This window comes from Enterococcus malodoratus ATCC 43197 (assembly GCF_000407185.1).
GTDB classification, from domain to species: Bacteria; Bacillota; Bacilli; order Lactobacillales; family Enterococcaceae; genus Enterococcus_A; species Enterococcus_A malodoratus.
The window spans coordinates 283432-307135 of sequence record NZ_KE136481.1 but is presented as its reverse complement, the minus strand read 5'-3'; the positions used below and the strand labels follow the sequence as shown (position 1 = coordinate 307135).

At 38.2% G+C, this 23704-nt stretch carries 25 protein-coding genes; 16 read left to right on the top strand and 9 right to left on the bottom strand.

Features of this window, described 5'->3' with window-relative positions:
* Window position 1 precedes the first annotated feature (1 nt).
* From I585_RS01425 to I585_RS01415, 3 genes are all read right to left on the bottom strand, one after another.
* Entirely contained in the window at window positions 2-1450 is a 1449-nt protein-coding gene (locus tag I585_RS01425) for an NAD(P)/FAD-dependent oxidoreductase (protein ID WP_010739251.1), read from the bottom strand.
* Between the two features lie 180 nt (window positions 1451-1630).
* Complete coding sequence (locus tag I585_RS01420; RefSeq protein ID WP_010739250.1) at window positions 1631-2200, bottom strand: glycerol-3-phosphate responsive antiterminator; 570 nt, start codon at window positions 2198-2200, stop codon at window positions 1631-1633.
* 165 nt (window positions 2201-2365) lie between these two features.
* Window positions 2366-3340: a polyprenyl synthetase family protein gene (locus I585_RS01415; protein WP_010739249.1), complete on the bottom strand. Its 975-nt coding sequence runs from the start codon at window positions 3338-3340 to the stop codon at window positions 2366-2368.
* A 181-nt stretch (window positions 3341-3521) separates the two neighbouring features.
* Here I585_RS01415 and I585_RS01410 point away from each other — a divergent pair, with 181 nt between their 5' ends.
* Together I585_RS01410 and I585_RS01405 are read left to right on the top strand one after the other, a co-directional pair.
* Entirely contained in the window at window positions 3522-4424 is a 903-nt protein-coding gene (locus I585_RS01410; protein WP_010739248.1) for a prenyltransferase, read from the top strand.
* A gap of 119 nt (window positions 4425-4543) precedes the next feature.
* On the top strand, window positions 4544-5752 hold the full coding sequence (locus tag I585_RS01405; RefSeq protein WP_010739247.1) for an NAD(P)/FAD-dependent oxidoreductase: 1209 nt from the start codon (window positions 4544-4546) through the stop codon (window positions 5750-5752).
* Window positions 5753-5814: 62 nt separating this feature from the next.
* Here I585_RS01405 and trpS read toward each other — a convergent pair whose 3' ends face one another.
* A complete protein-coding gene (gene trpS / locus I585_RS01400; RefSeq protein WP_010739246.1) occupies window positions 5815-6825 on the bottom strand; it encodes a tryptophan--tRNA ligase in 1011 nt (336 codons plus the stop codon).
* A 261-nt stretch (window positions 6826-7086) separates the two neighbouring features.
* Here trpS and I585_RS01395 point away from each other — a divergent pair, with 261 nt between their 5' ends.
* The 4 genes from I585_RS01395 to I585_RS01380 are packed head-to-tail and all read left to right on the top strand — an operon-like array spanning window position 7087 to window position 9984.
* Window positions 7087-7824 (top strand): amino acid ABC transporter ATP-binding protein, encoded by a 738-nt coding sequence (locus tag I585_RS01395; RefSeq protein WP_010739245.1) that lies wholly within the window; start codon window positions 7087-7089, stop codon window positions 7822-7824.
* 10 nt (window positions 7825-7834) lie between these two features.
* Entirely contained in the window at window positions 7835-8668 is an 834-nt protein-coding gene (locus I585_RS01390) for a transporter substrate-binding domain-containing protein (RefSeq protein WP_010739244.1), read from the top strand.
* Window positions 8668-9312: an amino acid ABC transporter permease gene (locus I585_RS01385; RefSeq protein ID WP_010739243.1), complete on the top strand. Its 645-nt coding sequence runs from the start codon at window positions 8668-8670 to the stop codon at window positions 9310-9312. Before I585_RS01390 ends, I585_RS01385 begins: the two co-directional genes overlap by 1 nt.
* A 15-nt stretch (window positions 9313-9327) precedes the next feature.
* The gene (locus I585_RS01380) at window positions 9328-9984 is read left to right on the top strand and encodes an amino acid ABC transporter permease (RefSeq protein WP_034708249.1); all 657 of its coding nucleotides are present in this window, start codon (window positions 9328-9330) and stop codon (window positions 9982-9984) included.
* Between the two features lie 100 nt (window positions 9985-10084).
* Here the strand turns inward: I585_RS01380 and I585_RS01375 are convergent, their stop codons facing one another.
* The gene (locus I585_RS01375; RefSeq protein ID WP_010739241.1) at window positions 10085-10318 is read right to left on the bottom strand and encodes a hypothetical protein; all 234 of its coding nucleotides are present in this window, start codon (window positions 10316-10318) and stop codon (window positions 10085-10087) included.
* Window positions 10319-10466: 148 nt separating this feature from the next.
* Between I585_RS01375 and racE the strand changes: the two genes are divergently transcribed.
* The 6 genes from racE to I585_RS01345 all read left to right on the top strand — a co-directional run bounded on the left by racE (window position 10467) and on the right by I585_RS01345 (window position 14881).
* Complete coding sequence (gene racE, locus I585_RS01370) at window positions 10467-11279, top strand: glutamate racemase (protein ID WP_034708248.1); 813 nt, start codon at window positions 10467-10469, stop codon at window positions 11277-11279.
* Between the two features lies 1 nt (window position 11280).
* Window positions 11281-12618 (top strand): ribonuclease PH, encoded by a 1338-nt coding sequence (gene rph / locus I585_RS01365; protein WP_010739239.1) that lies wholly within the window; start codon window positions 11281-11283, stop codon window positions 12616-12618.
* A complete protein-coding gene (locus I585_RS01360; protein ID WP_010739238.1) occupies window positions 12615-13127 on the top strand; it encodes a metallophosphoesterase in 513 nt (170 codons plus the stop codon). Before rph ends, I585_RS01360 begins: the two co-directional genes overlap by 4 nt.
* A gap of 91 nt (window positions 13128-13218) precedes the next feature.
* Window positions 13219-13707 carry a cyclic-di-AMP-binding protein CbpB gene (cbpB, locus tag I585_RS01355; RefSeq protein ID WP_010739237.1) on the top strand — a complete coding sequence of 163 codons (489 nt, stop codon included), beginning with the start codon at window positions 13219-13221 and terminating at the stop codon, window positions 13705-13707.
* A 227-nt stretch (window positions 13708-13934) separates the two neighbouring features.
* Entirely contained in the window at window positions 13935-14204 is a 270-nt protein-coding gene (gene rpsN, locus I585_RS01350) for a 30S ribosomal protein S14 (protein ID WP_010739236.1), read from the top strand.
* An 89-nt stretch (window positions 14205-14293) separates the two neighbouring features.
* Window positions 14294-14881: a DJ-1/PfpI family protein gene (locus I585_RS01345; protein ID WP_010739235.1), complete on the top strand. Its 588-nt coding sequence runs from the start codon at window positions 14294-14296 to the stop codon at window positions 14879-14881.
* 43 nt (window positions 14882-14924) lie between these two features.
* Here the strand turns inward: I585_RS01345 and I585_RS01340 are convergent, their stop codons facing one another.
* The gene (locus I585_RS01340; RefSeq protein ID WP_010739234.1) at window positions 14925-15839 is read right to left on the bottom strand and encodes a mechanosensitive ion channel family protein; all 915 of its coding nucleotides are present in this window, start codon (window positions 15837-15839) and stop codon (window positions 14925-14927) included.
* A 156-nt stretch (window positions 15840-15995) separates the two neighbouring features.
* Between I585_RS01340 and I585_RS01335 the strand changes: the two genes are divergently transcribed.
* Window positions 15996-17009 carry a branched-chain amino acid aminotransferase gene (locus I585_RS01335; protein WP_010739233.1) on the top strand — a complete coding sequence of 338 codons (1014 nt, stop codon included), beginning with the start codon at window positions 15996-15998 and terminating at the stop codon, window positions 17007-17009.
* Window positions 17010-17250: 241 nt separating this feature from the next.
* Here the strand turns inward: I585_RS01335 and fabI are convergent, their stop codons facing one another.
* Window positions 17251-18006 carry an enoyl-ACP reductase FabI gene (gene fabI / locus I585_RS01330; RefSeq protein WP_010739232.1) on the bottom strand — a complete coding sequence of 252 codons (756 nt, stop codon included), beginning with the start codon at window positions 18004-18006 and terminating at the stop codon, window positions 17251-17253.
* 162 nt (window positions 18007-18168) lie between these two features.
* Between fabI and fabZ the strand changes: the two genes are divergently transcribed.
* The gene (gene fabZ, locus I585_RS01325) at window positions 18169-18618 is read left to right on the top strand and encodes a 3-hydroxyacyl-ACP dehydratase FabZ (protein WP_010739231.1); all 450 of its coding nucleotides are present in this window, start codon (window positions 18169-18171) and stop codon (window positions 18616-18618) included.
* A gap of 51 nt (window positions 18619-18669) precedes the next feature.
* On the opposite strand, the gene I585_RS01320 is transcribed toward fabZ, so the two are convergent.
* Together I585_RS01320 and gap are read right to left on the bottom strand one after the other, a co-directional pair.
* The gene (locus I585_RS01320) at window positions 18670-19419 is read right to left on the bottom strand and encodes a peptidylprolyl isomerase (protein WP_010739230.1); all 750 of its coding nucleotides are present in this window, start codon (window positions 19417-19419) and stop codon (window positions 18670-18672) included.
* A 151-nt stretch (window positions 19420-19570) separates the two neighbouring features.
* Window positions 19571-20581: a type I glyceraldehyde-3-phosphate dehydrogenase gene (gap, locus tag I585_RS01315; protein WP_010739229.1), complete on the bottom strand. Its 1011-nt coding sequence runs from the start codon at window positions 20579-20581 to the stop codon at window positions 19571-19573.
* Between the two features lie 268 nt (window positions 20582-20849).
* Here gap and obgE point away from each other — a divergent pair, with 268 nt between their 5' ends.
* Both obgE and I585_RS01305 read left to right on the top strand, forming a co-directional pair.
* Window positions 20850-22163 (top strand): GTPase ObgE, encoded by a 1314-nt coding sequence (gene obgE, locus I585_RS01310; RefSeq protein ID WP_010739228.1) that lies wholly within the window; start codon window positions 20850-20852, stop codon window positions 22161-22163.
* A 723-nt stretch (window positions 22164-22886) separates the two neighbouring features.
* A complete protein-coding gene (locus I585_RS01305; protein WP_010739227.1) occupies window positions 22887-23621 on the top strand; it encodes a winged helix-turn-helix domain-containing protein in 735 nt (244 codons plus the stop codon).
* Window positions 23622-23704: the final 83 nt, after the last annotated feature.

Below are 23704 nucleotides of genomic sequence, written 5' to 3'. Positions count from 1 at the left end.
ATCAACGACCTCCTTTTGTCGTGCCGACTAAAATACTACTGCCTGCACGATCTTGCAAAATATCTAATGGAGATTTATGCAGCTCCTCCGCCAAGATTTCGACGACTCTTGGCCCACAAAAACCTCCCTGACATCGTCCCATTCCGGCGTTACACCTGCGTTTGATCCCATCAACAGAAACGGGTGGAACAGGGGAGTGAGCCGCCGCTCGAATTTCTCCTTCAGTAATCGTTTCACAACGGCAAATAACTCTGCCATAGTTTTTATCGCTAGAAATCACTTCATTTTTTTCGTCAATACTAAGCTCATCAAAGACGATTTTATCCCGGGAATCAACATAGTTATTTTTTAATGAAAATTTTCTGTTAACTGACTTTTCCAACATTTCAATGCCATACAAGGCGATCGCTGGGGCAGAGGTGAGCCCAGGTGATTTTATCCCCGCTAGATCGATAAATCCAGGAGCTGCCTCCTGCAGGACGAAATCGCCAGTGCTGTTATTAGCTCGAACACCAGAGAAATTTCGAATTGATTGGCGTAAATTGAGCTCTGGGAGAGACTTTTTCGCCAGATCTGCAACGGCTTTTAAGCCCAGCGCAGTATTTCCGGTATCTTTACCGCTGTCTAGTTCATCTCGTAAAACTGCTTCTGAATTAGGTCCTACGACTAAATTTCCGTGGACAGTCGGACTGATTAAAACGCCTTTTCCAACACTCGAAGGACACTGGAAGATGACATGATTCACAACGTCTCCCTCTGATTTATCTAAAAGGTAGTATTCGCCGCGTTTGGGCGTAATTTCAAAATTGGGCTCGGCAATCAGGTTGTGAATATCGTCCGAATGAACCCCGGCGGCATTGAAGATATATTTTGTCTGATGGGTGGTTTGATTTGTCGTGACTAGATAACCATTTTCTGTCTTCTGAATTTTATTCACCCGATTATTTAGAGCAATTTCCACATCATTTCTCACGGCAGTTTCTGCTAAAGCAAGGCAAAATTCCCATGGATTTACGATTGCTGCTGTTGGAGCATGCAGGGCACCTAGACTTTTCTTCGAAAGATTAGGCTCCATTTGATGAAGCGCATTTTGATCTAATAACGCTAAATCTTTTACACCATTTTTCACACCACGCTCATAAAGAACTTGAATTAAGTCAAGCTCTTCAGATGAAAAAGCAACGACAAGGGAACCAATCTGATCATAGTGAACGGACAGTTTTTGACAAAGTTCTTTTGCACGTTCTGCGCCTTCAACGTTGAGTTTGGCCATCAGACTGCCAGGTTCAGGGTCAAACCCTGCGTGTAAGATGGCACTGTTCGCCCTAGTAGCACCGAGACTAACGTCATTTTCAGCCTCTACGACTAGGGTCTTTAGTTGATATTTGCTTAGTTCATAGGCAGTAGCGGAACCAACAATTCCGCAACCGATTACAATTACATCATACATGAACAATTCCTCCCGTTTTTCTAAATGCTGACTCCCTTAGTGTTTGCAATTGAACGCAGCAAAAAAAGAGTACAGTTAACAGACGCCAATGTTTGTTGACGTTTGTCGCTATACTCTTTTTATCTCTAGCCGATATTTAATTACCTGTATTATAACACCTTTATGAAAGTGCAACAATCTCTAAATTGACCAAATCGAACTTTCTGTCGTTGACACAGCAAGACTCCCAGCACCTAAAGCGCCCATGATGTCTTCTTTGTCACGGATCAGACCGCCGACGATCAGTGGTCTTTTAGAATGATGGACCAGTTCTTTGATAATTTTTGGCGAGACGCTAGGAAGAACCTCGACTAAATCAGCCTCTGTATATTTTAGTTGGCGGTTGACATTTTCTAAAGCGGAAGAATCCAAAAGAAAGAAACGTTGGATTGCTAGCAAGCCATGTTTTTTTGCATGGCGAATAATTGCTGGCTTGGTGGAAATGATTCCGTCAAAAGTAGTAGATTGTTTAATAAAATCAACGGCCATTTCATCTGACGATAACCCCTTAACCAAATCGATATGCAAAATTGCTGCTTTGTTACTTGATCTGATTTTTTTAGATAGCTCTGCAAGTTCCATCAGATGTGATTGGAGCACAAAGATGACTTCACTTTCCGATTTTATGGCGGCATCGAGCTCTGCTTCGTTTTTTGACGCAGCGATTACCGGAGAGAGTTCCAATTTCTTATATAGTTCATGAGTATTCATTCATCATTACTCCTTATGCGTTTTCATGTTCATTCTAACATGTTAAAAATGGAAGATGAAGAACTGTCTCTAACAATTGAGTATAAAAACAAAATAATAATAAAAAGAACCTAAGTATACGAAATTTTTGTCGCATCTCGTATGCTTAGGGTCTTTTTTGATATTCTAATAGGAACGTTCTAGTAGTTGCGTAGCCACTTTTTTGAGAATCTCCTTACTTTTTCCTTCAGGTAATTCTTGTATTTCAGTCAAAGCCTTCTGCGTTAAATTCTCTGCAAACTTCAGTGCACCAGCAATTCCCCCAAATTTATCAACATAGAGTGCTAATTGAATTAATTCTTGCTGAGATAAAGTTTCAGGTTTTTCTAGGTAAGGTCGAATAATTACTGGTTGCTCATCGCGTGCAATCAGTAAAGGCAGAGTGAAAATTCCTTGTTGTACATCAGTTAGGATTGGCTTTTGTTCATTTCCCAGTTCTAAAGAGAAATTCAAAATATCATCATATACTTGAAAAGCTAATCCGATGGCAGAACCGATTCGTTTTGCCCGGGATTGCAATTTCTCATCTGCTCCACCAAAATAGGCTCCTTCATGACAACTGAGTCGAATCAATTCCGCTGTTTTACCATTAATGTTTCGCAGATAGTCCTTGATTGTCTGATCAGGATTAAAGGTACCGGCCATTTGAGTTAGTTCACCTTGTAAGACTTTTTTCATTGACTGTGCATTTTTTAATAGGAAAGGGGTTTGGCTCATGCATTCTGCTAATAGTTCAAAATAGCTAGTATACATAAAATCTCCTGTGTAAACCGCGACGTCTTTACCAAAACGAGATTGGATTGAGGGCATACCACGTCTGGTAGGAGAATCGTCAATGATATCATCATGAACCAATGTAGCCGAATGCAGCAATTCAAGAGAAGCTGCGATTTTTACCAGTTGTTCTTGATCTTTTTTATTCCCAAAATCAGCAAAAAGAAAAAAGAGTGCCGGACGAATCATTTTTCCTCCTGTGGAAGAAAATTTTGTGATGGCCTCTTCAATCGATTTATTATTAATAACAAGTCTTTGTGAGATCAATTTCTTAACTTGAATTAGATTTTCTTGAATTTTTGGGTATTCATTCCAATAGTCTAACATAGGTGCTCCTTCTAACAATGTTTTCAATCTTATTCTATCCTATGACTATCAGAAAAACTACCAGAATGCTCGAATGATGAAATGGAGAAGTTTACACAGAAAAGGCAAGCAGATCTTTTGAACAAAAGGATTAAAAATAGCATAATGAATACGAAAAAGAAAATTGAGAAAGTTGGGTGAGATGAATTTAACCGTTTTCTTGGAGCTCGTGGAATTTAAAGCGAAAACCGCGAGTGTCCTGCCTTTTTTTATTGGGATTTGTTTTAGCCTGTATAATTTTCACAAACTTCATTTAGGTTTAGTCCTGTTGTACTTTATCGCGATGTTCATTTTCAATATGGCGGTAGATATTTTAGACAATTACAACGACTACCACCATGCGACGGAAATTCACGACTATCGAGAGAAAACCAATATCATTGGACGAGAGAACTTGGATTTGAAACTAGTTTTTCAAATGATGATGGGAATGATCATTGTTTCGGCATTGATCGGAATCGGTTTGTCTTTCGTAGTCGGGTGGCCTTTTTTATTGATGGGGTTATTTTGCTATGGTGTGGGAATTTTTTATTCATCTGGTCCAAAGCCATTATCTAGTCTTCCGTTGGGAGAAGTTTTTTCAGGATTAACAATGGGGTTTATGATTACATGTTTGTGTGTGTATTTGAATACGTATGAAGTTTTCCAATGGAGCTTTACTAATATAAGTGAAATTTTTTTGATCTCATTACCGAATACGTTATGGATCGCAAACTTGATGCTGGCGAACAATATTTGTGACTTAGAAGAAGACGAAAAGAATAATCGCTTTACATTGGTACATTATTTAGGAAAGCAGCGAGCAATTCGCTTATTTGTAGGGATGAACCTTGTCGCTTTCTTGGCAATCTTACTTTCGGTAGTCATCGGAATCGCTCCATGGTCAATGCTGGGGACGATTTTTGCGGTACCGTATATCTACAAACAAATTCAGATGTTTCTTACCAAACAAGTTAAACGAGAAACGTTTATTTGTGCGGTAAGAATCTTAGCAGTAGGGGCTGCCGCACAAGTGATCAGTTTTGCATTGGTGTTTCTATTTTAACGGATATCCGTTTCGTATTTTTGTAAAACACCAGTATTTATTTAGCAATATAATTGACGAGTTTTAATTTTTGATTTAAAAAAATCAATTATATAGTTACAAACTAGGAGGAATATAAAATGAAAGAAATCGTAATTTTAGGCGCAGGTTACGCAGGTTTGCGGGCTCTGCATGTATTACAAAAATCAGGGGCAGATATTCATATTACTTTAGTGGATCGTAATGATTATCACTATGAGTCTACTAGTTTGCACGAGGTTGCTGCTGGAACACAACCAGATGAAAAAATTTGTTATGACATTAAGGATGTCGTAAATCCGAAGAAAACTACGTTTATCAAGGATACGGTAGATAAGATTGATGCCGACCAAAAGGAAGTTTATTTGGAAAATCAAACACTTAAGTATGATTATTTGATCGTAGCATTAGGGTTTCAGTCAGAGTCATTTGGTATACCGGGTGTAAAAGAAAACTCATTAGAGATGGTAGATGTGAAGACGGCCGACCAAGTGCACAAACACATTATTGAACAAATGAAGCAATATAAAGAAACTAAGAATGAGGAATATTTGCGTATCGTTGTCTGCGGCGCTGGTTTTACAGGAATCGAGCTTGTAGGCGCGCTTGTTGAAGGAAGTAAGTCATTCGCAAATATCGCCGGCGTAAAACCTGAAGATATCCAAATTTATTGTGTTGAGGCTGTAGACAAAATTTTACCGATGTTCAGCGATAAACTCGGTCAATATTGTATCAAGTATTTGAACAAATGGGATGTCAAATTATTAACGGGCAAGCCAATTAAAAAAGTAGAACCAGGAGCAGTCATTTATCAAAATTCAAAAGATGATGAAAATGATTTAGTCGCACTCAAAGCAAAAACGATTGTTTGGACTACAGGTGTTAGTGGGAGCCAAGTGATCGGCGATTCTGGTTTTGAAGAACGTCGCGGACGCGTAATGGTGAAACCTAACTTGACTGACCCAAATCACGATGATGTTTACTTGTTAGGAGATGTTTCTGCAGTAATGGACCCTTCTAGCAATCGACCTTATCCAACAACCGCACAAATTGCATTGAAGATGGGATCTTATGCCGGTAAGGATATCTTGGATCAAATCAAGGGACAACCAAGCAAGGTATTTTCATTCAAGTCGCTTGGATCAGTTGCCTCAATCGGTAATACTCACGCGTTTGGTTTAGTAGGTAAAACAGAGGTAACGGCTTATCCAGCTTCATTTATCAAAAAAGCCATTATGGACCGCTCATTATTCGAAACGGGTGGGGTCAAAGAAGTGATGTCGAAAGGTCGCTTTGACTTCTACCATTAAGTCGAAACAGTCAAAAATTGACAATAAAGAAAAGCACTCGAAATTACTCGAGTGCTTTTTTGTTAATTAAAATAATTGATTCCCATTGATTGTTTTACTTCCGCCAAAGTCTCAGCGGCAGCAGCTTGAGCATTTTCGCTGCCTTCTTTCAACATTTGCATAATTGCCTCTGGATTCTTTGCATATTCCTCACGGCGAGCACGAATCGGTCCAAATGTTGCTTCCAATACTTCGATCAAATAACGCTTAATTTTTACATCCCCGAGTCCGCCATGGCGATAATGTTCCTTTAACTCAGCGATCTTTTCTTTATCTGTACCAAAAACATCTAGGTAAGTGAAAACCATATTTCCTTCAACTTGACCTGGATCTTCCACGTGAATGTGATTTGGATCAGTATACATGCTCATGACTTTCTTCGCCAAAACATCAGCAGAATCGGCTAGATAAATTCCGTTACCTAGTGATTTACTCATTTTTCCGTTGCCATCAATTCCAGGCAGACGGCCTTGTCCTTTTTCAGGAAAAACGCCTTTTGGCTCTACAAGTACTTCACCATAAGTATGGTTAAAACTTTGCACGATTTCTTGTGTTTGCTCCAGCATGGGTTTTTGATCTTCTCCCACAGGGACAAGATTTGCTTTGAATGCTGTAATGTCTGAGGCTTGAGAGACAGGGTAGATAAAGAACCCAGCAGGGACACTTTCACCAAATTTTTTCTGTTCAATTTCAGACTTCACTGTTGGGTTGCGACGAACGCGCCCCACACTAACTAGATTCAAATAGTACATGGTTAACTCAGCCAGTTCAGGAATCTGTGATTGGATAAAGAGAGTAGAACGTTTTGGATCCAAGCCAACAGCTAGGTAATCCAAAGCAACTTGTAGAACATTTGATGAAACCTTTTCCGGATTTTTTGCATTATCAGTCAGCGCCTGCATATCGGCAATCATAATAAACAATTTATTTTCAGGATCTTCCTGCATCAGAACGCGATTTTTCAAAGAGCCAACATAGTGCCCTAAATGTAACTGTCCAGTTGGACGATCACCAGTCAAAATGATATTTTTCATTAACTCACCTTTTCGTAAAAATTCTTTCAATAGTCTCTTCAAATACTACCTTTTTTTTTCAAACCTGACAACTCTTATCACCATTTTTATCGAATGAACAAACAACTTTGATGTTAAAAAATATCACATGCAAATAGAAGTTGTTGAAATATTTTTTTCTAACCATGAGTTTTTTTCTTTACAAAGTAAAAAAACTTAGCTTATAATTAGACTCACATTGGAAAAATTAGAAAACTCTAAGGGAAAATGAGGTGGTTAAACATGTCAATGATTGAATTCAAGCATGTGGAAAAATACTATGGGAAGTTTCATGCTTTGAAAAATATTAACTTGACCTTTGAAAAAGGCGAAGTCGTTGTGGTGATCGGACCATCTGGGTCAGGGAAAAGCACGATGCTACGCTGTATCAACGGACTTGAAGACATTTCTTCTGGCGAACTACTTGTAAATGAGAAGAATTTACATAGTAAAGAAGTTAAGCTAAAAGATATTCGAAAAAATATTGGAATGGTCTTTCAGCATTTTAATCTTTATCCAAACAAGACAGCGTTAGAAAATATCACGTTAGCTCCAATCAAGGTCTTAAAGCAGTCTTCGCAAGAAGCGACAAAGACAGCAGAGAAATTATTAGACCGAGTGGACATGTTGGACAAGAAGGATTCTCATCCTTCGATGTTATCTGGTGGACAGCAACAACGGATTGCCATCGCCCGTGGCTTAGCGATGAATCCTGAATTGCTGCTTTTTGATGAGCCCACGTCTGCACTTGATCCCGAAATGATTGGCGATGTTTTAAATGTCATGAAAAAAATTGCTCGTGATGGAATGTCGATGATTGTAGTAACACACGAGATGGGGTTTGCTAAAGAAGTTGCAGATCGAATCATCTTTATGGCGGATGGTGAGGTATTAGAAGATACACGAGATATTAAAGGGTTCTTTGAAAAGCCGCAAGATGAACGAGCACAACAATTTGTCAGCAAAGTAATCAATCATTAGGAGGCGGCTTATGTCAAAGATAAAAAAATTAGTCTCCTTTCTGTTCATTCCGCTGATGATCATGGTGGTCCTTTCAGGATGTAAAGGAGAAAGTGTTGCAAATGAAAATATTGCGAAACGAATCGAAAAAGAACCTACTATTACTTGGGGTGTGAAGTACGATACACGTTTATTTGGCATGATGGATATCAAAACCCGCAAGGTTGAAGGCTTTGATATAGATATTGCAAAAGCAATTACGAAAGAGATTCTTGGTAAAGATGGAAAAGCAGATTTCGTCGAAGTGACTTCAAAGACGCGTATTCCGCTGCTAAAAAACGGGAATATTGATGCAATTATTGCGACGATGACGATTACTGAAGATCGGAAAAAACAAGTCGATTTTTCTGATATCTATTTTGATGCAGGGCAGTCTTTATTAGTTAAGAAGGGAAGTCATATCAAGGATATCAAAGATTTGACTTCTGAAGATACAGTCCTGGCTGTTAAGGGATCGACCTCGACCATTAATATTCGTAAACATGCTCCTGACGCAAAAATTCTTGAACTGGAGAATTACGCGGAAGCATTCACGGCTTTGCAATCTGGTCAAGGTCAAGCAATGACGACCGATAATGCAATCCTCTTGGGAATGGCTTCGGAAAATGATGAGTATGAGTTAACTGGCGGTACCTTCACAAATGAGCCCTACGGAATTGCTATCAACAAAGGACAAGAAGACTTCTTGAAAGAAGTAAATACTGCGCTACATAAAATGCATGATAATGGAACCTATAATAAAATTTTTGAAAAATGGTTCCCTAAAGATGCAGATGGTCGAGCGAAGAAAGGGGCGCAGTTCTAATGGCACAATTATTTCAAACCTATTCGGCTGATTTTGTTAACGGCTTTAAGTTTACAATCTATGCAAGTTTATTAGCGTTAATTTTCAGTTTAATCATTGGAACATTAATGGCAATTTTACAATTGTCTCATAATCGAATTATTCGCAGCCTATCAAAGGCATACGTTGCCTTCTTTCGAAATATTCCGTTACTAATTATAGTAATGTTCTTTTATGTTATCGCACCAATGTATTTTTACAGCTTTGATGGTTTTCAAGCAGGAACTATAGGCTTAACAATTTATACTTCGGCGTTTATCGCAGAGACTGTTCGCTCAGGAATTCAAACAGTACCAAAAGGACAAATGGAAGCAGGGCTTTCTTCTGGTTTTTCTTATGCAGAGACACTGCGTTTCATTGTATTGCCCCAAGCCTTCAAAATTGTTGTGCCACCATTGGGTAATCAATTTATCAACTTGATTAAAAATTCTTCGATCTTAGCGATGGTTGCGGGTTTAGACCTGATGTATCAAGGTGATTTGATTGCTAGTAATACATTTAATACATTTGATACGTATATTATTGTCGGCTTGTTCTATTTGATTTTAACGCTGCCTTTGTCTTATCTGATGAATTATTTAGATAAACATTGGTCAAAGGCCTAGAAAGAAAGGAGTAAAATGAATATGAGTGATGCTTTTTCATGGATCAATTTGCGATTCCTTTTAGACGGGCTATGGGTGACGGTTCAAGTTTCGATCGTCTCGATTGTTTTCAGTATGATACTAGGAGGGATTGCGGGGACTGTTCGGTATAGTAATATTCCGATCCTTTCACGAATTGTTAGCATTATCGTGGATATCATCCGTAACCTACCATTATTATTGATCATTTTTTTCACCTATTTTGCCTTGCCGCAAATCGGCATCAAGTTAAATATCTTTTGGGCAGCGGTCGCTGCATTAACGATATTTGAATCAGCGATGTTGTCAGAAATTTTTCGTGCTGGGTTGAATGCTGTGCCAAAGGGACAAACAGAGGCGGGGATGTCTTCAGGTCTGACTTATGTCCAGACATTGATATTGATCGTTATGCCTCAAGCGTTTAAATCTATGTTACCGGCAATTTTGAGCCAATTAATCTCTTTGATTAAGGATACATCTTTGGCGGTAATCATCTCTTTGCCGGAGTTGACTCATAACGCCAAAATAATTTACGGACAAAATACTAATTATGTCATTCCAATGTTTATTGCAATGACTGCGATGTATTTTGTGGTGTGCTATTTACTTTCGCTTCTTTCAAGCTTTTTAGAGAATAGTAAATATAATTATTAAAAAAAGCGAAGTCTTGATCAAAATGATCAGACTTCGCTTTTTTAATATTTTTACTGTAATGACTCAAATTTATTACTAAGAAAGTTCAATACAAAAACTATTAATCGTTTTTTTCTTTTTCTGTTTTGTGCTCAGTTTCTTTCATGGCCGGATCTTCGTAGATAGCGCCTGCCTGCGTTTTACCAAGCTTTTCCAGCAAACCAGGTTCAGAGTCCTCTTTATGTTCTTTCTTCTGTTTCTCCGTTTCCTTTTCAGTTGCCTTGACTGCAGGGTCTTGATTACGATCGCCAGCAGAAACTTTTCCCAAGTTTTCGGTTAGCTCTTTTTTATCCATTTTATCCACCTCTCTCATAAATAGTGTAGCATTCATTGTTATTCATTCAAAAGAAAACGCTTTTCATTATACAGGGTTCTAGGGCTTGAAATATTTCTTCAAAAAGTGGAAAATAGGGTGATACTTGGAACTAGATAGGGTGAGCGTTTTGTCAAATGAAAGACCAATTGGATTTATTGACTCTGGCGTAGGTGGTTTAACTGTGGTTAAAGAAGCAATGCGCCAGCTACCAAATGAAGAAATTTTATATCTTGGAGATACGGCGCGCTGTCCGTATGGGCCTCGACCTGCTGAGCAAGTCATTGAGTTTACGTGGCAAATGACTCGTTTTTTATTGGAGAAAAATATCAAAATGCTTGTGATTGCTTGCAATACAGCAACCGCAGTGGCTTTAGAAGAGATTAAGAAGAACGTTGATATTCCTGTTATTGGTGTTATCCAACCAGGATCACGTGCTGCATTAAAAGCAAGTAAAAATAGTCGTGTAGGTATCATCGGAACACTAGGAACTGTTAAAAGTGGATCTTATAAACATGAGCTGCAAGAAAAAGCACCAGAAACGTATGTTGCTAGTCTGGCCTGCCCAAAATTTGTGCCAATCGTTGAAAGTAATCAGTTTAATAGTTCTGTAGCCAAAAAGATTGTTTCACAATCTCTGGCACCCTTAAAAAAGGAAAAATTAGATACGTTAATTTTGGGATGTACCCATTATCCATTATTGCGTCCGATTATCCAGAATGTGATTGGGCAAAACGTAACTTTGATTGACTCGGGAGCAGAAACAGTCAATGATGTCAGTACTTTGTTGGATTATTTCGATTTAAATAATTTTGAACAATCCGAAACTAAAGCAAGAACTTTCTATACTACAGGTTCACCTAAAATGTTTAAAGATATCGCTGGTGAATGGTTGAATATTATAGATTTAAATGTTAAGCATATTAATTTAGGAGGAAGATAGTTTGCGACATGATGGAAGAGCGGTTCAACAATTAAGGCCGATTAAAATTGAGACGAATGTTTTTAAGCATCCTGAAGGGTCAGTCATTATCTCTTTTGGGGATACGAAGGTAATATGTTCAGCGACTTTAGAAGAATCAGTGCCACCATTTTTGCGTAACAGCGGAACAGGTTGGGTGACTGCTGAATACAGCATGTTGCCCAGAGCGACGAATACACGTAATCGCCGTGAAAGCGCCAAAGGAAAGCTAACTGGACGAACGATGGAAATTCAACGTTTGATTGGGCGTTCATTACGCGCTGTGATTGATTTAGAGAAGCTTGGTGAGCGTAGTATCATCGTTGACTGTGACGTAATTCAAGCCGATGGAGGAACTAGAACTGCTAGTATTACCGGAGGATTTGTTGCATTGCGTTTAGCGATCAATAAACTATTAGCAAATGGCGAACTAAAGAAAGACCCCATCAAGGAACATTTAGCAGCAATAAGTGTTGGTGTTTTACCAGAAGGTACTGTCGTGACTGATCTAGACTATCAAGAAGATTCTTCAGCCGCCGTCGACATGAACCTTGTGATGACTGAGTCTGGCCGATTTGTCGAGATCCAGGGAACGGGCGAGGAAGCGACATTTGATGATGATGAACTAAATGCTTTGATCTTGCACGGAAAAGCAGGGATCCAAGATTTGATTGCGTATCAAAAAGAAGCTCTTCTTACTGAAATTGCGACAGAAGAGAAAACGATCGTGATTGCAACTCGCAATCCAGGCAAAGCAAAGGAATTCGCAGCACTATTTGCAAAAGAGGGTTATCAAACCAAAACGCTATTAGATTATCCTAACTTGCCTGATGTTGAAGAAACTGGAACAACTTTTGAAGAAAATGCACGTTTGAAGGCAGAAACAATTGCACAGATCTTACAACAACCAGTTTTAGCTGATGACTCTGGCTTAGTTGTTGATGCCTTGAATGGCATGCCGGGAATTTTTTCTGCTCGTTTTGCTGGAGAAAGAAAAAGTGATGCAGCTAATAATGCGAAATTATTACATGAATTAACAGATGTTCCTGATGAAAAAAGGACAGCGCATTTCCATTGCACATTAGTTTTTGCTGCTCCCCAAAAAGAAAGTCTAGTAGTAGAAGCCGATTGGGATGGCCGAATCGGTCGAATTCCACAAGGGGATAACGGTTTTGGTTATGATCCATTATTCATTGTTCCAGAATATCGAAAAACTTCTGCTGAATTAACGAGCGAAGAAAAAAATCAAATAAGTCATCGCGGGATGGCTGTAAAGAAACTAGAAAAAGTCTGGAAGAGCTGGTTGGAGGAGAATAAATGAAATATTTAGTTGTCAGCGATAATCATGGTGATCGCAATATTTTAGTGGAAATCGTTAACCGTTACGTCGGAATGGTGGATCATATGTTTCACTGTGGGGACTCAGAATTGAAAGCCAATGACGAATTATGGGAGCATTTTACAGTCGTAACGGGAAACTGTGACTATGATCCTGGCTACAAAAAGGAGCAGGTTGTTTCGATTGGCAATGATGTCATTTATATGACCCATGGGCATTTATCAAACGTTCGATTTGGATTGACGATGCTCTCGTTACAGGCGCAGGAAGCCGGTGCGAATATTGCATTATTTGGGCACATTCATCAAGCGGTTGCTGAACTTGATAAAAATATTCTGTTCGTGAACCCCGGAAGTATTTCCCAACCTCGTGGTCCTGTTCAAATTCCTAGCTATGCGATTATTGACAGTGAAGCAAAGAATTATCATGTAGAATACTATAATCGAGCACACCAATCAATCGAAGAATTAGCGGCCGATTTTGAACGTTAGTTCCTAATTTTTATTAAATATTTGGGTAAACAGCGCTTTCTTTTTGCCTGTAAGGTAAAATAAGATGAAGCTATTAGAACGGAGGCGTCATATGATTAGTCCCGCGATTGAAAAATTAATGAAGGAACATGAAGAAGCCATGGTGATTCCAGCGGAAAATGTTGCTAACGTGATGAAGGAACATCCTTTGGAACATGCATTATTACTTTTATCGCAAGCTGGTTACTCAACCATTCCAGTATTAGATAAAGAGGATCATTTTGTCGGGTTATTAAGCTTAAATGATATTGTAAAAAAAATGTTGGGTATCAATGGTATTGATACATCCAATTTAGAAGAATTGACGGTTGCTGATGTTATGAAAACGGATGTGTCAGTAATGCGTCCAGATGCTGAACTGGAAGATGTACTGCATTTATTGGTAGATGCTTCTTTCTTGCCTGTTTTGGACGAAGAGGGGATATTCTGCGGAATAGTGACTCGTAGAGAGATTTTAAAAGCAGTGAATTACACCTTTCATGTGTTTGATCGTAAAAACGCAGAGACTAAGGTTATTTTTCACGCGAATTCACCAAGTTGATAACAAGAGATCCTGAAAAGGGTCTCTTTTTTTGACCATTTTTAGCAAGAATTGTAAATTAATAGCTTAAATAAATCGTATCTGATAACTACCGCGATTGTGGATGAGATAATTCGCTAAAGAATACAAATAAATTGATTTTAAAATAGAACCATGCTATTTTTTTGTAAGTGTTTAAACAGTAACTGTTACGGTTAAGCTCGATTCATTAATAAAGGAGGATCAGAATGGCAAAGAAATCCAAAGTCATTAAAATGCAAAAACAACAAGCATTGATCGAACAATATAAAGAACAACGATTAGCGTTAAAAGCTGCAGGAGACTATGAAGGATTAGCGAAATTACCGCGAGACTCAAATCCCAATCGGTTAAAGCATAGAGATCTTATTGATGGTCGCCCCAGAGGGTACATGCGGAAGTTTGGCATGTCTCGAATCAAGTTTCGTGAATTGGCTCATAAGGGTCAAATTCCTGGTGTAAAAAAAGCCAGTTGGTAAAAAAGAAATAAACTGTTAGAATCCGAAAGCTTTCCTTTTCCAACTTTGTTAAACTGAAGGTATTCAACAACGTGGAAGGGAGCGATAGCATGAAAACAGCATTATTCGTATTATTAGATCAATATGCGGATTGGGAAGGTGCCTATTTGTTAAGTTTGCTCAATCAACGAGATGATTGGCAAATAAAGACTGCTTCGAATGGACCGAAGGTGGAATCAATTGGTGGACTACAGACGATGATCGATGTAGATTTTTCTGAAATCGATCGAAATTTTGATTTATTAGTATTGATTGGCGGGAACTCCTGGAATATTCAGAATCAAGAGCTGCATGCTTTAATAGAGAGTCAATTAATCAACAGCCTACCAGTAGCTTCTATTTGTGGTGCCGTAGATTACATGGCTCAGCAGGGGCTGCTCGAGGGCTACAGGCATACGGGCAACGCTCGATTACTATGGCAGGATTTTCCAAACTATCAAACTCCAGAAAATTTTTATGAGAGACAAGCAGTTAGTGATCGAAATCTTGTAACGGCTAATGGGACTGCTGCATTAGATTTTACCGAATTTACTTTGCAATTGATCGGAGACAGTCTTATCACGGCAAAGAAGGAAGTCGATTTGTATCGATTAGGATATTACGGCTATCGCGAAAAATATGGCAATCCTTTTGCTTAATAAAAAAAGTTCAATCCATGAACATTTTCATGGGTTGAACTTTTTATTTTCCAATTGAAATCGGATTGTTTGGAATAGTAAAACCGTTCTGATTTAGAACTTTTACATAAGTTGTTAAAAACTCTTCTTGAAGTTTGTATTGTTTTCCATTTGTCACATACATAATCGTCCGAATAGCATAGTTGCTATTGCCTAAATCAACCATCCCGAAAAGTGTTGGTCCATCAAATATTTCATCTTTGAAGTCTTCCGCTAGTTTTTGATTCGCTTGGTCAACTAAATGACTAATTTTTTCATATCCTTCATCTGGTTGAATTCGAACGTCTACTTTGACCTGCATGTGAGCCCGAGAAAGGTTGCTGATGGTTGTAATATTTCGGTTAGGAATAAAATGAACGGTTCCATCGGCTGATTTCATTTGAAGCATCCGAATACCGACAGAAGTCACGGTTCCTTCAATCTGTAAGTTAGTCAATCGAATATAGTCGCCTACATCGATTTGCTGCTCCATTATGATGAAGAATCCAGTGATAATGTCATTAGTGAAACCCTGTGCGCCCAAACCAATCGCGATACCAGCAATTCCAGCACCGGCTAAAAGAGAACCGACAGGAATTCCGAGTGTATCTAGTATGGAATAGAGGAAAAAGAAAAACAATGTATACGAAAAAATGTTCTTTGATAACGCGTGAATTGTTTCGATTCTGGTAGCATTATCAGTCATTTTTTTCTTTTGTCGCTCGAAAGACTGATCAATCAGAAAACTCCCGATCTTTCGAATCAAGTAAAATAAAATTAGCACTGCTAAAATCGTAATTCCTTTTTGAACTAGGATAGAAAATACGCGATCCCAATCAATCGATTGCCAATATTTCTGCCAAGCGGATAGTTGTTCGGTCGCCTGGTCTACCACATTGGTACCGCTGGAATCAACAGTTTGTGTAGTAAATAAAAACATAAGCCACTCCTATAGATTAATAACAATAGTCTAACAATCTTTCGCTTTTCTGTCGACTGAAGAAAAGGGAACCTAATTTTCTTTTAACTGAAAAAAATCATGACAACAGTGGAAGAAAGTGATAGACTATCATTTAAATAAGAAGGGGATGATAGAATGGTGAATATAAAATGGGAAGAGTTAGGCTTTGATTATATGAAAACACCTTTCCGCTATATTTCTCATTGGAAAAATGGTCAATGGGATGAGGGCGTATTAACTGAGGATAATACGATCACCATTAATGAAGGCTCAACTTGTCTCCATTACGGTCAAGAATGTTTTGAAGGATTAAAGGCATATCGTAGAAAAGACGGAAAAATCAATTTATTTCGTCCAGACGAAAACTCTAAACGTTTAAACAAAAGTGCTGAGCGATTACAAATGCCGGCAATTCCTGAAGATAAATTTATTGATGCTGTTAAGCAGGTAGTACAAGCTAATGAAGAATATGTTCCACCATATGGTACTGGAGCTACTTTGTATTTACGACCATATCTTATTGGTGTAGGCCCTAATATCGGGATCATACCTGCACCAGAATATCTATTTGGTGTATTTTGTATGCCGGTGGGACCTTATTTTAAAGGTGGATTGACGCCAAGCAATTTTATCGTTTCTGAGTATGATCGTGCGGCACCATTTGGTACAGGAGCGGCTAAGGTCGGCGGCAATTACGCGGCGAGCTTATTACCAGGTCAAATTGCCCATGATCGCAATTTCTCTGATTGTATTTACCTTGACCCAGCAACACACACGAAAATTGAAGAAGTTGGTTCAGCGAACTTCTTTGGAATTACTCATGATAACCAATTTATCACTCCGAAATCACCGTCGATTTTGCCGAGCATCACGAAGTACTCGCTGCTTTATTTAGCAAAGGAGCGTTTTGGTATGGAGGCTGTCGAAGGAGATGTTCGTTTAGATGAGTTAGACAAATTTGCAGAAGCAGGTGCATGCGGGACGGCCGCGATTATTGCACCGATTGCGGGCATACAAAATAACGATGATTTTCACGTGTTTTATAGCGAAACAGAAACCGGTCCAATGACGAAAAAGTTGTATGAAGAACTTGTCGGCATTCAAATTGGGGATGTTGAAGCACCAGAAGGATGGATCTTCGAAGTATAATGACTATTTTCTAAAGGCTGAAGATAGGTAGTAGTTTCTTAAGATTCGCTGTTTTGAAATAATGACCAAGTCTTATACACATTTGAGAAATGTAAATTTTTAAAAGCTAAAAAGCCACTCTTAATGAGTGGCTTTTTTTGTAGTATTTGTATTTGAGCTTTTTTATATAGTGAAGAATCAAATAAATGATAGTCATTTTATAAAAAAAACGCGTCCTTTTAATGACGCGTTTCGAAACCTATTAACTTAAGTGTACCCCTTTATCGACATAGATAATATCTCCGATAATTCCTGTTGCTAACGGACTTAGTAAGAAAGCACAAGAGTTTCCAACTTCATCAATTGTTACAGCAACTTTATCTGGTGTACGTTCTTCGGATAGGCTTAACAAGGATTGATAATCCTTTACCCCTGTTACGGCTAGGGTTTTGATTGCACCGGCAGAAATTGCATTCACTCGAATGTTTTTAGGAGCTAATTCTGTCGCTAAGTAGCGAACTTCTGCTTCTAAAGCGGCCTTTGCAATTCCCATCATATTGTAGTTAGGGATCGAGCGTTCAGACCCCATATAAGTCATTGTTACGATACTTCCTCCGTCAGTCATTAGTGGAGCAGCGTATTTTGAAACTGCTAATAATGAATAGGCACTGATATCTTGAGCCAGTTGGAAGCCATCTCGAGTGATTTCGGTAACATTGCCAGACAATTCCTCTTTGTTGGCAAAGGCGATTGAATGAACCAATCCATCAATTGAGCCGTATTCTTCTTTAATTGAATCGAAAGCGGCCGCAATCTTTTCGTCACTCGCAACATCAAGTTCAAACATATTTGCTTCTTCGCCAACTAACTTGACTAGATTTTTTTTCATACGTTCATTTTGGTAAGTATAAATGATTTCCGCACCTTGCTCGACAATTGCTTTCGCACATCCCCAAGCGATGCTTTTTTTATTGGCTACGCCAGTCACGATTATTTTCTTTCCAGATAAAATAGACATTAAATGACACACTCCTAAATAATATAAAAAATAATATGCTCTCATTATGTTGGAAAAAGCTTTGATTGTCAAACTATTTTTTTTAATATTTCAATACGTCTTGATTAAACCATTAGAATATGATAGTTTGATAATCAAATAAAATATTCATAGAGGTGTAAAATGGAAAAAATTATGAATGTCGAAGAAATCATGGCTGCGATTCCGAATCGCTTTCCCATTTATTATTTAGATGCAGTCACAGAGTTTGAGGATGAAAAACATATCACAGCAATGAAAAATTTAACGATGAACGAAGATTTTTTTCAAGGCTATTTTCCAGGTGAACCAATCATGCCCGGTACGTTGATCGTAGAAGCACTTGCTCAAGCCGGTTCATTATTGATTTTAAAATCAGCTGCGTTTGAAGGAAAGACTGCCTATATTGGTGGTATAAACCATGCAAAATTTTTAGAATTTGTACGTCCGGGAGATACCTTGTTCTTGAATTTTGATATTCAGAAAGTTAAGGGGCCTGTTGGAACAGCAAAAGCATGGGCAACAGTGGAAGAGAAGGTAGTAACTGAATGTGAATTCACCTTCATCGTAGGAGATAAGGATCAAAAAAAATAATTTACAAAAAAACCAAAATCCCAATAACTGAGATTTTGGTTTTTTATCTGGCTATTTTTTTGGTTCTTGCAATACTTTTACTTCAGTAACTTTAACTGGTTCAACGGGAGTTGATTTCTCACCAGAGCCGCCGTCTTTGACCTCACCACTGGCAATTTTATCAACGACATCCATGCCTTCAGTAACTTGTCCGAAGACTGTGTACTCGCCATCAAGCTGAGGGGCGCCACCATTTTTGTATTGTTCAATCATTTTTTTAGGGTAATATTGAACTGCTAATCCATCGCTTACATCGTCTTTGTTCGTCACGATGAAGAACTGACTACCGTTACTGCTGCGTGATTCCGAGCGAGCCATTGAAAGGGCGCCACGGATATTGTAAAGCTGCTTAGAGTCTTCGGTTTTGAAACCTTTTTTCCAGATACTTTCGCCGCCGGTACCATCTCCCTTAGGATCGCCGCCTTGAATCATGAAATCTTTGATAACACGATGGAAGGGAGTGTCTTTATAGTAGCCGTCTTTAGCATGTTTGACAAAATTTTCTACCGCTTTTGGAGCTTGTTTAGGAAAGAGCTTAATTTTGACATTGCCTTCAGTCGTGACTAGTTCTACTAAATATTCGTCGTCAGTGACCTTGTCATTTAGCTGAGGCAAACTCAGTTTATTTAAATCTACACTAGATTCTGTTGTTTTTGCGGAACTTTCTTTTGTATCTTTAGTGGAATTATTGCTGCCGCAAGCTGCGAATAATCCGATCGACAGCAATAAGCTTGCGCCGACTATCAATTTTTTGAGTTGCATAAAATTCTCCTTTTAAAATTATTATCAATCTTATGATAACAAACTTTTAGGGGAGTTCCTATGAAAAAACCATGATTTTTGTTTCAAAAAAATTATTAAAAATGCAATAAAAAAGGAGATCGAAATGATCTCCTTCAAAAATTATAGATTCTTATAAGTTAGCAAATTTTTCTAACAAACGAATCATTTGGCAAGTAAAGCCGTATTCATTGTCATACCAAGCAACTGTTTTAACTAATTGGTAATCGCCAGCTGAAGTGACTTCAGTTTGAGTTGGGTCAAAGATTGATCCTTGAGTTGTACCAATTACGTCGCCAGAAACGATTTCGCGATCGTCATAACCGAATGATGGATTATCAACGGTATGTTTCTTGATTGCTTCATTTACTTGGTCAGCAGTTACATTCTTTTTAAGAATTGAAACCAATTCAGTTAATGAGCCATCAACAACAGGAACACGTTGCGCATGACCTTGCAATTTACCATTCAATTCTGGGATTACTAAGCCGATAGCTTTAGCAGCACCAGTTGAATGTGGGATAGTATTGTCAGCAGCAGAACGTGCAGCACGTAAGTTGCCGCCTTTAACGGGTCCGTCTAACAACATTTGGGTCGAAGTATAGGCATGAACAGTTGTCATTGTACCTACTTCAATACCGAATTCTTCATTTAAGAAGTATGCCATAGGAGCTAAACAGTTTGTTGTACATGAACCGGCAGAGATAATTTTATCATTTGAATCTAAAGTATCATCATTTACGTTATAAACAATAGTTTTCATTTGTCCAGCAGGAGCTGAGATAACGACACGTTTTACACCAGCATCTAAGTGAGCTTGTGCTTTTTCTTCTGATGTATAGAAACCAGTACATTCAAGCACGATGTCAACACCGTTTTCTTTCGCCCAAGGAATTTTACTAGCATCTGGTTCAGCATATACACGTGTTTTTTCGCCGTCAACAACGATTGAATCTTCTGTCGCAGTAACTGTTCCAGGGTATGTGCCATGTGTTGAATCAAATTGTAATAATTGTGCCAACATTGTAGGACTTGTCAAATCGTTGATTGCTACTACTTCGATGTCGTCAGATACTTCTTTGATCCGACGGAAAGCCAAACGACCGATACGTCCAAATCCATTAATACCTACTTTTACTGTCATAACCAAAAGTTCCTCCTTTTTTATATCAAGCAAAGCTTGATGCCTTACATTTCCAATTGTGCAACGCATCATTTTTTTTGTCAAAAGATATTACCTGAGAGTGATTATCTGAGGTAAATGACTAAAAAAGAGTTAATACGGCAAATTTTTTTTAAGCTTCTATCAATAAGAATGGACTTTTTCGGCTAATCTAGCTACAATATACGAGACTTTGTTTAGTGTGGAGATTCAGCAGTCAAAAGAATAAAGAGATAAGGAGGACACCCAGATGTCCATGTTTTTAGATCAAGTAACAATCGATGTCAAAGCCGGTAAAGGCGGCGACGGGATGGTTGCATTTCGTCGTGAAAAGTATGTGCCAGACGGTGGACCGGCCGGAGGTGACGGCGGTCGCGGCGGCGATGTCATTTTAGTTGTTGATGAAGGATTACGTACGTTGATGGATTTCCGTTATAATCGTCATTTTAGAGCCACTCCAGGTGAGAATGGGATGAGTAAAGGGATGCACGGACGTGGAGCTGAGGATACCTATGTCAGCGTGCCGCCCGGAACTACAGTTCGGGATTCAGAGACTGGTGCTTTAATTGGTGATTTAATCGAAAATGGCCAAGAACTAGTTGTTGCCCATGGTGGTCGCGGAGGTCGCGGAAATACGCGCTTTGCTTCACCTAGAAATCCTGCGCCTGAATTAGCCGAAAACGGCGAGCCTGGTCAAGAGCGCAATATCGAATTAGAATTGAAGGTTTTAGCGGATGTTGGCTTAGTTGGCTTTCCATCTGTCGGAAAGTCAACGATCCTTTCAGTGATTTCATCGGCTCGACCTAAAATTGGTGCCTATCATTTTACGACCTTAGTTCCTAACCTAGGAGTGGTGACGACAAGTGATGGTCGTAGTTTTGCAGCAGCCGATTTACCCGGCCTGATCGAAGGTGCATCACAAGGCGTTGGCTTAGGTACACAGTTTTTACGTCATATCGAACGCACACGAGTGATTCTTCACGTGATTGATATGAGCGGAATGGAAGGCCGTGAGCCTTACGAAGATTATTTAGCAATTAACAACGAGTTGAGCACACATAATCTGCGTTTGCTGGAGCGTCCACAAATTATTGTTGCCAATAAGATGGACATGCCCAATGCAGAAGAAAATTTGAAGAAATTTAAAAAGGCTTTGAAAAAAGATAAGGATGATGAGTTTGTAGATGATATTCCAATTTTTGCAATCTCAGCCATCACGAAACAGGGTCTGGATAATTTGCTGAATGCGACGGCAGACTTGTTGGAAGTAACACCGGAATTCCTATTATATGATGAAGAAGTTGAGGAAGACACCGTAAACTATGGTTTCCAATCAAGTGAACCAGAATTTACAATCACTCGTGAACCTGATGCTACTTGGGTGTTGAACGGCGAGAAATTAGAGAAACTCTTTAAGATGACAAATTTTGACCATGATGAAACAGTTATGCGATTTGCACGTCAACTACGAGCTATGGGCATTGATGAAGCTTTACGTGCCCGCGGAGCGAAAGATGGAGATCTTGTTCGCATTGATAAATTCGAATTTGAATTCGTCGACTAAGTTAAGAAGAAAAACTATATTTAATCAATAAAAGTACTGTAATTCATTTTGCAGTACTTTTTTGTGTTAAAAAAGCTAAATGAAAGTGTTTCTAATTATCAACAATCAGAGGTTTTATTCAAAAGAGAAGCAAAAGATACGTTCAATTATTAATTTATTTTTAAGAGAAAAATTTGACTGAAGAATTTTGAGTAAATTAAAGAACAAGGAGAAAGATTATCGAGACCGAAATGGTGTTATTTTTGTTATTATTGGCCGCTATTTTCTGATTGAATTAAATAGCAAATAATATCGATTATTCTTTTTGTTTGAAAAAAGTTGGATTGTAAGTTAAGCAAAAAAAGAATTCAATTTGTTAAGCAAAAAAACTGTTTTTTCAATGTTGGTAACGTTTTGTTTGAAAGAAAAGAATTTATTTTGTTAATAGAAGGATTTAAGGAGACACGAACGCTATATTTTCTAATTTTTCGTGAATGGATGAAAAAAGTGTTATTTAAACATGATAATTGAATTATTTTATCTGAGAAAAGTTTTTTTAACCCAAAATTTTTATTAATAATTCTAATTGTGATTATGGAATTATAAGCTTTTTGGTGGCGCTAGAGCCATTGCCAGTGTAAACTTACATTGTAACAAGTAATAATTATATTGTTAATTAATAAAACTTTCCGAGTCAACTTGTTGGGAACTTATTTTTAATAATAAAAAAAGGGGAATAATGTGATGCAAGTATTAATTTTAACGCACAATATTTTAGTTGAGAGACCTTTAGTTGAGAAGCTGCAACGCTTAAACATTGAAGTTTTAAGCTCAGCGAAATTACTAACCATGCTTCAGGCTAAGCAAGTACCATTAGAAGTAATGAGCTTTTTTGATGTTTTAATTGTTAGTGAAACTATTTCTGACCAAGAGTTAACTATCATTCTTGAAGAGGTCGGTGATAAATTCACTATCATCCGAGAAACTGATCGGATGCCACAAAAAGAAGAACGATCTGATTGGGAAACACAAGGAATTGATGAATGGCTGCTTGAAGACGAAACACTTAGCGGGTTAAGAGAGAAGCTTGCTGAGAAAACGTTAAAAGAATCGGTTTATTCAATTGGTTTCGGTATAAAAACACAGCAAGAAGAAAGTGAGCATGAAAAACGTCCGATTCCTCTTTGGAACTTAACACGTTCAGAACGCGAGATGTTAAGTACCTTAATTTCAACAAAAGAGGCACCAATTAGTCGAAATGATTTGGCCATCAAAATTTGGGGTGACAGTGATTCTGCCAGTCATATGACACGCTTATCAACCATTATCAAGCACCTTAGAAACAAATTGAAAATTGATGGTGTTGAGTATGATGTCATTCGCACAAATTGGGGCGAAGGTTATCAATTGTCTAAAGTCTTTTTCGATCATTACATTGTTGATGATCGCATTATGGATGAAATAAAAACTGGGAATTAATTCCCAGTTTTTTATTTAGAATCATTTAGTTGACATAACTATTTTATGTTGTATAAACTCGTTCTATTTTCAAAATAATTCAT